Source organism: Gammaproteobacteria bacterium (assembly GCA_027296625.1).
GTDB lineage: Bacteria > Pseudomonadota > Gammaproteobacteria > JAKEHO01 > JAKEHO01 > JAKEHO01.
Genome location: JAPUIX010000109.1, coordinates 1 through 3,088 on the forward strand (window position 1 = coordinate 1; position 3,088 = coordinate 3,088).

At 54.1% G+C, this 3,088-nt stretch carries 1 protein-coding gene; it reads left to right on the forward strand.

Annotated elements, in window-relative coordinates; genetic code table 11:
• Positions 1–707 precede the first annotated feature (707 nt).
• On the forward strand, positions 708–1,811 hold the full coding sequence (locus O6944_06050) for a Fic family protein (protein MCZ6718696.1): 1,104 nt from the start codon (positions 708–710) through the stop codon (positions 1,809–1,811).
• Positions 1,812–3,088: the final 1,277 nt, after the last annotated feature.

Below are 3,088 nucleotides of genomic sequence, written 5' to 3' on the forward strand. Positions count from 1 at the left end.
GTGGACTCGGCCACCAGGCGGCACCACAGGGCACATAACACGGGTTCAAATCCCGTCCGCCCCCTCTGCCATCAACCGCAAGGTGGAAGTAGATGTTGTGATCTGGTTCGGCAAGATAAGGAAGGATGAAATTGGTACACGCTAACCAATTAGTGATTGGTACACAGCGTGGTACATCGTCTCAACTAATTTGTACTAAATTCTTTTAAATCAAAAGGATAGCGTCTATTTTCGACTCCCCTAGGGGACGCCATTTTGCCTTTTTCCCGAAATCCGAGCACGTCCGGATGCAGTCGGACAACAAAATCGTCCGTAACGCTATGTTTTTATTTTGGTTTTTGGACTAATTTGGGCGTTGTCGGGCGATACACCGCAAGCCAGCGCCTATTGGTACATGGAGTGGTACAAAACTCTTGGATCGAATCGAGTCCTGTGGCGCGATAGCATCGTCACAGGCCAGGGGGGGTGGCCGTGGCTCGTTCGGACACACTCAATCTGGCCGCGTTCCCACGTCAGCGTACTAATATAATAAAAACAATGGGTTAGGGAAGCGATGCGTAGAATAGGTCCATTATTCTACGCATAATATGCGTAAAATAGATACAGTTTACACCGCAAAAACGGCCTAATGTACGCATATTATGCGTACTTTATTGACTCTTGCGCCGAATCGTAGGCATACTCTACGCAGAATATGCGAAGATTAGATGACCTATATCTGGAAAACTAACAACTGGCCTGGCTTTACCTGGGAAGAGAGTAAGCTGCTCCCGCTGCTCACCCGTGTGTCCCACGAGCAGGGTCGCTTGCTTGGCAAGATGGAAGCGCTCGGCTTTGAGGAGCTCAAGGACGAGGCCCATCTGAATGCAATGACTGACGATGTCGTCAAATCCAGCGAGATCGAGGGTGAAGAACTGCCGCAGGATCAGGTCCGCTCCTCGATCGCCCGCCAGCTCGGCATGACGCATGTTAAAAATCTGGTCTCCTCTTCGCGTGATGTCGACGGCATCGTCGAGATGATGACCGACGCCACAACGGACTATAACCGCCCGCTCACCCGTAGGCGGCTATTCAAGTGGCATGAATCACTCTTCCCCACAGGCAGGAGCGGTCTCTCGACCATCGCCACAGGCCGGTTCCGCGATGGTCCGATGCAGGTCGTCTCAGGAGCAATCGGCAAAGAAAAGCTCCACTTCGAGGCGCCGCCCCCAGACCGTTTGACCGAAGAAATGGCGGAGTTTCTAGACTGGTTCGAAGACCCGGGCGAAACGAACCCGCTGCTTGCCGCAGGCCTTGCGCATTTCTGGTTTGTGACCATCCACCCGTTCGATGACGGCAACGGACGTGTCGCGCGCGCCATCGCCGACATGGCCCTTGCGCGCGCCGAAGACAGCCCACGGCGCTATTACAGCATGTCCAAACAGATCCGTAGCGAGCGCAACGATTACTACAACACCCTCGAACAATCCCAGAAGGGGAGCTGCGACATCACGGCATGGCAGGAATGGTTCCTCTCCTGCCTGCATCGGGCGATAGAAAACGCCGACGCGACCGTCGACACCGTGCTCCAAAAGGCGCGCTTCTGGCAACGCTTTGCCGAAGAGCCTCTGAACGAACGCCAGACCAAGGTCCTCAACAAACTGCTCGACCGCTTCGAAGGCAAGCTCACAACGACCAAATGGGCCAAACTCACGAAGAGCTCCCATGACACTGCCCTGCGCGACATCAAGGACCTGATCGAACGCGGCGCCCTCAAACAAGAAGAAGGCGGCGGCAGAAGCACGAGCTATGCGCTCGTCATCGAGGAATAGGACGTACCGCCATGCCCCGAACCGATCAGATAACGGTTATACGTACCGGAAGCACGATCGGGTCTCGCAAGAAGTGACACAACGCAAGATGTACGCTTGAATCCGGAGCCTACGCATGCGAGCGTGCTAGAAATCTTCGTTCCAACTTAGATGTCAAAACTGAATGGGATCTCGATGCCAGACGAGGTCGTGGACACTAGTTCGTCTCCCGCGAATAGCCAGTGGCGAGCAGCTTACGTTTGCGCGACTCGCCGCTGCAGCTGCTTCGAGATACGCTTCCCATTCTGGCATTCTCCCCCAGATCTCGCCCAAGGCTTCGACAGAGGCCACTCTTTGAGGTGATCGACCGGGGCGGCACCCCGCCGTGCCACGAGTCTACAGCCGCGACGTCAGGTTGAGTCATTGTTACTGCATGGTTACCTCTTAGTTATCTGTAGGAGTCTTTGCTCTGATAAGTCCGGTGCGTATACCTGAATCGACACAAGAACTGGCAACCTGCAAGCCAACCTGTAGTAACGAGCGTCTGGACACACCGTTGATCAAAGATTGGGATTCCGCGACCCGAGCTGATTGTTTATTGTTGCGGTTGCGTTTATTTACAGATTGGTTGTTGTTGGACTGCTTGATAGAGCGGATGAAGGGGAATCCAAGTGCCACGGAAGACCAGTTGGTGCCGCTGTCGAGTTAAGCTCAGACGGTTCTCCGAGAGATCCGCGCGCTCGATTTGTCGGACGACTATGTTTTCTCCGTCCAGCAGAGCACCCGTACCAAGAATCACGTTCATGAGCGAGAACACCCTCCAGACGAAGGTAAGGATGTCGTTCCTATCTATCTAGAGAATGTCGAGCTGACTTCTGACCTGAAGGTCGGACTCAAGCAGATGCTTCATTTCGGCGGGGCTTAAACATGTTTCCTGACACGATATGGTTTCACGTTGGTCTGGCCAGAATCGCCCAGTGCGAAGGTAGAGCTAGGGAGGCATCGAGGTTAATGGCTACCGCGTCAGTGTTTGTTGCGGGTACGGAAACGCTGGTTTTCTGAACGGACCTAGATCGTAAGTAGTGAATGGCCGCTTGCTGCCTGAAGCAAGGCTGCGCTGTTATCAGTCGGCAACCGGCTGTAGGATGCCTTTGACTCAGGGACGTGGAACATTCGATGCGCCGTGGAATTGTGCCAACTGTGCTGCTGCTGGCTTTATACCTGGTGGCTAATGGTAGCCTGGCGGAGATTAGCAGTCCGCTGCACGAATTGTTCGATCGGGAGTGGACCTTTCGACT

Bases quoted from the DNA above. Each gene is read 5' to 3' on its own strand.
- O6944_06050 (MCZ6718696.1), top strand. From the start codon at position 708: ATGACCTATATCTGGAAAACTAACAACTGGCCTGGCTTTACCTGGGAA.